At 30.4% G+C, this 6,954-nt stretch carries 7 protein-coding genes; 1 reads left to right on the top strand and 6 read right to left on the bottom strand.

Annotated elements, in window-relative coordinates; translation table 11 throughout:
* The 5 genes from NSA58_RS01370 to yedE all read right to left on the bottom strand — a co-directional run.
* The coding region (locus NSA58_RS01370) for a ligand-binding sensor domain-containing protein (protein WP_277613692.1) at positions 1-2,033 on the bottom strand (2,033 nt) is incomplete at its 3' end.
* 243 nt (positions 2,034-2,276) lie between these two features.
* A complete protein-coding gene (locus NSA58_RS01365; protein ID WP_039679540.1) occupies positions 2,277-2,840 on the bottom strand; it encodes a hypothetical protein in 564 nt (187 codons plus the stop codon).
* Between the two features lie 152 nt (positions 2,841-2,992).
* The gene (locus NSA58_RS01360; protein WP_039679539.1) at positions 2,993-3,235 is read right to left on the bottom strand and encodes a DUF3343 domain-containing protein; all 243 of its coding nucleotides are present in this window, start codon (positions 3,233-3,235) and stop codon (positions 2,993-2,995) included.
* A 1-nt stretch (position 3,236) separates the two neighbouring features.
* A complete protein-coding gene (locus tag NSA58_RS01355; RefSeq protein WP_039679538.1) occupies positions 3,237-3,455 on the bottom strand; it encodes a sulfurtransferase TusA family protein in 219 nt (72 codons plus the stop codon).
* Entirely contained in the window at positions 3,439-4,518 is a 1,080-nt protein-coding gene (gene yedE / locus NSA58_RS01350; RefSeq protein WP_039679537.1) for a YedE family putative selenium transporter, read from the bottom strand. Before yedE ends, NSA58_RS01355 begins: the two co-directional genes overlap by 17 nt.
* Positions 4,519-4,705: 187 nt before the next feature.
* Between yedE and NSA58_RS01345 the strand changes: the two genes are divergently transcribed.
* Positions 4,706-5,869: an aminotransferase class V-fold PLP-dependent enzyme gene (locus NSA58_RS01345; RefSeq protein WP_039679536.1), complete on the top strand. Its 1,164-nt coding sequence runs from the start codon at positions 4,706-4,708 to the stop codon at positions 5,867-5,869.
* Between the two features lie 102 nt (positions 5,870-5,971).
* On the opposite strand, the gene NSA58_RS01340 is transcribed toward NSA58_RS01345, so the two are convergent.
* The gene (locus NSA58_RS01340) at positions 5,972-6,898 is read right to left on the bottom strand and encodes a hypothetical protein (RefSeq protein WP_074079916.1); all 927 of its coding nucleotides are present in this window, start codon (positions 6,896-6,898) and stop codon (positions 5,972-5,974) included.
* Positions 6,899-6,954: the final 56 nt, after the last annotated feature.

The raw sequence follows: 6,954 nt of genomic DNA, 5'->3' as shown, positions 1-6,954 counted from the left end.
TATATTTCGCCTTTTACAATAAATTGCTCAAATACTACCTTTGGTGAATATTCTCCCACTATTATCTCATCTGGATTAAATATGTTTAATCCATTAATACCTCCAAATAAAAATTCACCTTTGCTATTTTTATAATAGGAACCTCCATTAAATTCATTACTTTGAAGACCATCTTCTAAATATAAGTTTACAAATTTATCTTCATTAACATCAAATTTAGATATTCCATTATTAGTACTCATCCATAGATTTCCATGATTATCTATTAAAATTCCATAAATATTGTTATTTGATAAACCATCATCTTCTGTATAAGTTACAAGTTTATTTGTTTTCTTATCCAACTTGCATAACCCATCACTAGTACCAATCCACATGTATTTGTCATCCTCTGCTATAGTTCTAACAGATTTTGAATCTATTTTATCCTTAAATACTTTAACACTTTTATTCTTTGTATCTATTTTAATTAGATACCCTTCTAAAAATGTACCTATCCAATAGTTATCTTCTGCATCTTCATAAATAGTTTCTATATAGGTGTCATTCACGTTGTTATCACTAAGTATATATGAGAGATCTGTAACTTCATCTGTGTATGTGTTTAATACAAAAATACCTTCTGATGTGCCCATCCATAAATATTTTTTACTATCTAAATATAAGTATTTTATTCTCATTGAACTCAATATTTCATTAGAGTTGTAATCTTCTATTGTATTATTGTTTTTATCTATTTTATTAAGACCATTACTGGTTCCTGCCCATATGTATTTATCATATCCTGCAATATCATTGATTGTATTACTTACTAATCCATCATCTGTAGTAATATGTTGTATGGTTTCGCTATCTCTATCAATAATATTAATTCCTGTAGAGCTAGTACCTACCCACATAACCCCTTCTTTATCTTCATATATGCCATATACTGAATTTTCACTTAAAGAATTACTATCAAATGGATCATTTTTATAATGTTGAATTTTATTATTAGGATCAAATATACTGACTCCTTTATATGTTCCTACTAATATCAAACCGTTTTTATCTTCAATAATAGAAAATGTATTATTATCTACAATACTATATCTATCATAAGGTTTGTTAGTGTAAGTAATAAATTTATCTTCACTGTGTACATACTTAGATAAACCCTCGTTTGTACACACCCAAATAGTACCGTTGCTATCTTGCAATATATTTTTTACATAATTTCCACCTAAAGAATGTTCGTCATTCTTTATATTCTTATATACTGTAATTTCATTGTTCTCTATATTAATTTTATTAAGTCCTTCATCATAAGTTCCAACCCACAGATATCCATCTTTATCACTATAAATTTTGTAAATCCAGTTATCACTAATGGAGTTTTTCTCATCTGAACTGTATATTTTTTCTATTTTATTTGATTTAACATCTATCTTGTTTAAGCCATCTGTGGTTCCTATCCATATATCACCATTAATATCTTGGGCTATAGTATATATTGACTGATTAGTTATAACCTTATTTTTATATAAGATTCTGTTAAATTTATCATTTTCTTTATCATATAAGTTAAGTCCATCATTAGTTGCTACTAATATATTGCCTTCTCTCGTAACTAAAATTTCACATACATTGTTATTAGATAAATTACCTTTATCCTTTTCAGTTGTATAGTTTGTTATGTTATCGTTTTTCGAGTTAATTTTACTTACTCCACCTGGTGTTCCTACCCATATGTTTCCTTCTTTGTCTTCTTTTATATCTATAATATAGTTACTGACTAAGCTATTTTGTGAGTTTTTGTTCTTCTTATATACTTTGAATTCATATCCATTATACCTGTTTAGACCGTCATTTGTTCCAAACCATAAATAGCCTTTGCTGTCTTGTAGCATGGTTTCTACAGTACTTTGAGATAATCCTTCTTCTATTGTTATGTTTTTGAAGTTTATGTTATCCATTGCATTTACTGTGTATATGCTAGTATTTATACATATTAATATTGTTATGATTCTTAATATATTTTTTATTACCCACATGCTATTTTTATTGTCCCTCTCTTATGTTTAGTTATTGTTTATCAAGGATAATTTTTTCTTAATGCTTAAATATTATACTATATATTTAGCTTCTTAACTACATTTTGGTTGTATATAAAAAAGGAATACTATATTTATCATATATAGTATCCCTTTTATTTTTATATTTATCTCTTCAATTGTATCCCCCATATGTTTTTACAATACAATTAATCCCTTGTAATATCTTTCCTTTTCTTACATCTAAAATGCGCATTCTATAAGGTTAATATTTCTATATTCTACAGCCATTGGTACAAATCTAACTCTATTACCTTCGCAAGCTATTCTAAATCCTTGAATACTTCTATTATCAGCTCTATCTACTACCATAAAGAAATTGCCAGGATTAAATCCTCTTCTCATTTCTATTCTAACAATTGCCATTCTTCTACAATTGTTTATAGTGAATTGACCACCGCCAGGTGATATGAATGGTTGAGGGTTTTGTCCTCCGCCAGGTGGTGTAAATGGCTGAGGAAATGATCCTCCACCAGGAAATATAAAAGGTGCAGCAGATGGCCCACCAGCAGGTGATATAAGAGGTGGATCGTCATCCATTTCTGAATTGTTATCACCTCCGCTATTGTCATATGGCTCATAAGTCTGGTACTCCTCTATAGGCATAACAGGCTCAAATAAACTAGCAACTTCTGTGTATTCACTTTTAATATCCATCTCAGGATATGCTTCCTGTACCTCTCTAAGATATACAGCCATAAACTTATAATAATTATCCCAATATTCTTGCCAATAATTTCTATCCATTGTTGATTCCCCTTTTTTGTGATATAAATAATGTTCTATATATCATATGTAAATATTGGGTAATGGTTCTTATTCATGTAATGTAAATCTATCATTATGTCTTCTTATATTCCTGTTGGTCATATAATAACAATGTTTTTTATTGCTACCTTTTAAGATTCATCAAAATCTCTATATAGACTATACTTATCCCCTGATACATAGTAAATTCTTTCAATATCATCTATATATAATGATTCAATGTCATCTTCATAAATAAAACTTACACCTATTCCACAATTGGAACTTATTTTTCTAGGAACTGGTGAAGTTTCATTTAAAATATTTTTTCTATTAAGTAATCTAGAAAACTTAATTGCCCCAGAATGAGTAAAAAATGTAATAAAATATTTCATTCTATTTTGCACCTACTACTAGAAAATCTTCTTCTAATTCTTTTATACTTACATTATAGCCCGCATGTTCCATATATCTTTTAACATTCATACAAGCCGTATTATTATCAACTAATATTTCAGCTCCAGAGGTATCTTCTTCCAATGCTTTTTTTGTTAAAAGAACTGGTTGTGGGCAAGAATAACCTCTTGCATCTACTTTTTTAGCCAACTTTAACATCCCCCTTCTCTTTAACTTTACTTCTTTCCAAACTAAAGTATGATATTAATCCAAGCACAACAAAGCATATTATAACTGCTATTTGTCCATTTGGAGTTGGACCTTCTGCAGATGCAGCCAACTTGAAGTTATGAGCAAACGCTCCTCCTACTAATAATCCCAGAATTGTCACAACAGAATCAACATTTCCTTCTCCAGCTAATATTAATTGTCTCATAGGGCAACCTCCTAAAAGAATAGACCCCCATCCAACTACTACCATACCTAAGAAGTTCCATAATCCATCATTATGTGCAATTGGCTGTTCTACAAATCCAGGGTTGAAAAATCCAAACATTAAATTTCCAACAAAAGCTGCCACTAACATTGCTAAAAATCCACATATTAAATAAGAATCCTTAAATAATATTAAATCCCTTATTCCTCCAGCCATACACAGTCTAGTTCTTTGGCATATAATCCCAACTGCTAGTCCTATTCCTAAAGCTAGAAAAGCTGGTGCATGCATTGAACCTGGTCCCTCTTGAGAAAATATTAATAATGTAGAAGATGTAATTAACATTACAAATAAAACTACATTTATAATTGGAAGTATGTACCCTTCCATCTTAGTTTGTTTATAATTTCTTTTTAATGAGAATCCCTTATTTAAAAATACAATTCCTATAGCAATACCTGCAACAAAACCTAATATACCAAATATTGCATTAAAATCTCCACCTGCTAATCTTAGTACCATTCTAGTAGGGCAACCTAAAAACATTAATGCACCTATCATGATCATAAAACCTAAGCAAAATCTAATAAAAGGTGAAGAACCTCCACGAGATGCAAATTCTTTTTTAGAAACGGCTATTATAAATGCTCCTAGTATCATTCCCATTATTTCTGGTCTTGCATATTGTACTACCGCTGCACCATGTAAGCCTAATGCTCCTGATATATCTCTTATGAAACATGCCACACAAATCCCCATATTCTTTGGATTCCCAAAATATACAGAAATTACTGCCAATAAACCTATAATAGCCCCTCCAACAATAATATTTCTTTTTTCTTTCATATACTCCCTCCTATAATCATATATATCATTTCAATTTCATAGTATCACGAAAGCAGTCAAAAGAAATGATTTTCCATCCATTATGCAAACTTTCAATATAGCTAATTCATTTATAGAAAAAAACTATAATCGATATCTATATAATGATGCTATATTAAACTTGAGATATAAAAATAGGAGGCTACCAATGAGAAAAATTTATTGTGATAACGGGGCTACATCTTACCCAAAAGCACCACAAGTTGGCGAATCTATGATTAATTATATAAACAACATTGGCTGTAATGTTAATCGTGGGGCTTATTCTTCTTCTTATGAAGCTGAAAATGCGGTCTATGAAACGAGAGAATTATTATGCGAACTATTTGATTTTGATAAACCAGAAAATGTAATATTCACTTCTAATATTACAACTAGTTTAAACATGGTTCTAAAGGGACTTCTATCAGAAGGGGACAATGTTATAGTCTCTTCTATGGAACATAATGCTGTTATGAGACCTTTAAGTTCTTTAATCAGAAAAGGTATTACAATGACTAAAATACCTTGTAATAATCTGGGCGAGATAGATGTGAAAAATGTTGAGTCATCTATAACAGAAAAAACAAAGGCTATTGTTATGACTCATTGCTCTAATGTTTGTGGTACATTACTCCCAATAGACGAAATTGGTCAAATATGTAAAAATCATAATATAATCTTCATAGTTGATAGTGCCCAAACTGCAGGAATAATAGATATAAGTATGAGAAAAAACAATATTGATATACTGTGTTTTACTGGTCACAAAGGTCTCCTTGGTCCACAAGGCATAGGTGGTTTTTTGATTAGAGATGAGATTGTCCCTTTAGTTGATCCTCTTATTGAAGGTGGAACTGGAAGTTTATCAGAACAGGAAGTTCAACCTATATACATGCCAGACAAATATGAAAGTGGAACTGCTAATATTCCTGCTATCTATGGTCTTAACTCTTCCTTAAAATACTTAATGGAAGTAGGAATTAAAAATATATATGAAAAAGAAATGTACTTAACAAAAGTATTTATAGATGCCATTTCAGATATTGACGAAATATTATTAATAGGAAAAAAAGATATGGAAAATAGGACTAGCGTAGTTAGTCTTGATTTTAAAAACTTAGATAATGGATTAGTGTGTCACCAGCTTGATAAATTTTATAATATTCAAACGAGAAGTGGCTTGCACTGTGCTCCTTCTGCCCATAAAACTCTCGGTACCTTTCCTAATGGAAGTGTAAGATTTAGTTTCGGACATTTTAATTCAGTAGACGATATTAATTATGTCATTGAATCATTAAAAAATATAATTAGTAGTAAGTCCGAGATTTAAATAGAGTTAAATTACAAAAGGACTTACATTTGTTAAGGTTTTCTTATACTTAGTAAGTCCTTTATATTTTATCAGTCGTAAAAAAATAAATGTTATATAACCTTAAGCGAATATAGCAAAAATTATAAATGTCATTATAAATATAGTACAAGCAGGTGGATCTATATGGCTATCACAATAGCTATTAAATGTCTTAGTAAAAAAGTCTCCTAATAACGAACATAGAATAGCAACTATTATTCCCACTATAGGATTTCCTGACAATACAAATGCATTTGCAGCTGGTAAAGTTATATGATGTGTTGTTGGTACTCCTGCTCCAAATTGTGCAAATATTAAAGTTACTGCACTTATTGCAAAACATAGTATTGGATATGATCCTTTAACTGAATCTATAGGCACACCACTTTCTATTAATACAGCACCTGTATAACTTACTACAACACCTACTATTAAACCTAATACAATATTATAAATTAGTTCATTACCTTTTGATATAAATTCTCTAGGTTCTTTATCTGTATATTTACCTAATAATCCAGTTTTGCCCATGATTAGTCTTGCTAATATACCAGATGTTGCAACAGTCATAGCTACTGTATCTGTTTGCAAGCCTATTACATTCGCATATAAATAGTTTATTAAATATCCTATTACTCCAAAAATTCCCCCTACAATAATAACAGAATAATCTCCTTTTGCATTTAAAGCAAATGTAATATCTGAACCATTAAACGTGTCTTCTTCAACCAGTGTAACTGTATCCCCACTTACTAATTGTCCTGTTTTTGAAGTCACACTTTTTCTACCGGCATAAGCAGCTGCAGCTACACCTCCTGCAAATGCTATATGAGGTCCGAAAAACGATCCAAACGCTAAGTTTCCTACTAAGGCATCCGGTCCTCCAGCCAACGCTATTCCAGCTCCCGCCAATGCTACAAATCCAGTCATAATAAATACTGGTAATGCCCCTAATGCTGCACCAAATGTTCCTCCTCCAAAAGCTGCAATTAAAGATAAAATGCTCATACTATTTCCCTCCATTATTAATAATATAATTAGCTAAAAAATTAATATTTTTAAAA

It is taken from the genome of Terrisporobacter muris (assembly GCF_024621905.1).
Taxonomy (GTDB): Bacteria; Bacillota; Clostridia; order Peptostreptococcales; family Peptostreptococcaceae; genus Terrisporobacter; species Terrisporobacter muris.
Note: the sequence above shows the minus strand (reverse complement) of the source record. Positions and strands in the feature narration are given on the sequence as shown.

Bases quoted from the DNA above. Each gene is read 5' to 3' on its own strand.
- NSA58_RS01365 (WP_039679540.1), bottom strand. From the start codon at position 2,840: ATGGATAGAAATTATTGGCAAGAATATTGGGATAATTATTATAAGTTT.
- NSA58_RS01360 (WP_039679539.1), bottom strand. From the start codon at position 3,235: ATGAAATATTTTATTACATTTTTTACTCATTCTGGGGCAATTAAGTTT.
- NSA58_RS01355 (WP_039679538.1), bottom strand. From the start codon at position 3,455: ATGTTAAAGTTGGCTAAAAAAGTAGATGCAAGAGGTTATTCTTGCCCA.
- yedE (WP_039679537.1), bottom strand. From the start codon at position 4,518: ATGAAAGAAAAAAGAAATATTATTGTTGGAGGGGCTATTATAGGTTTA.
- NSA58_RS01345 (WP_039679536.1), top strand. From the start codon at position 4,706: ATGAGAAAAATTTATTGTGATAACGGGGCTACATCTTACCCAAAAGCA.
- NSA58_RS01340 (WP_074079916.1), bottom strand. From the start codon at position 6,898: ATGAGCATTTTATCTTTAATTGCAGCTTTTGGAGGAGGAACATTTGGT.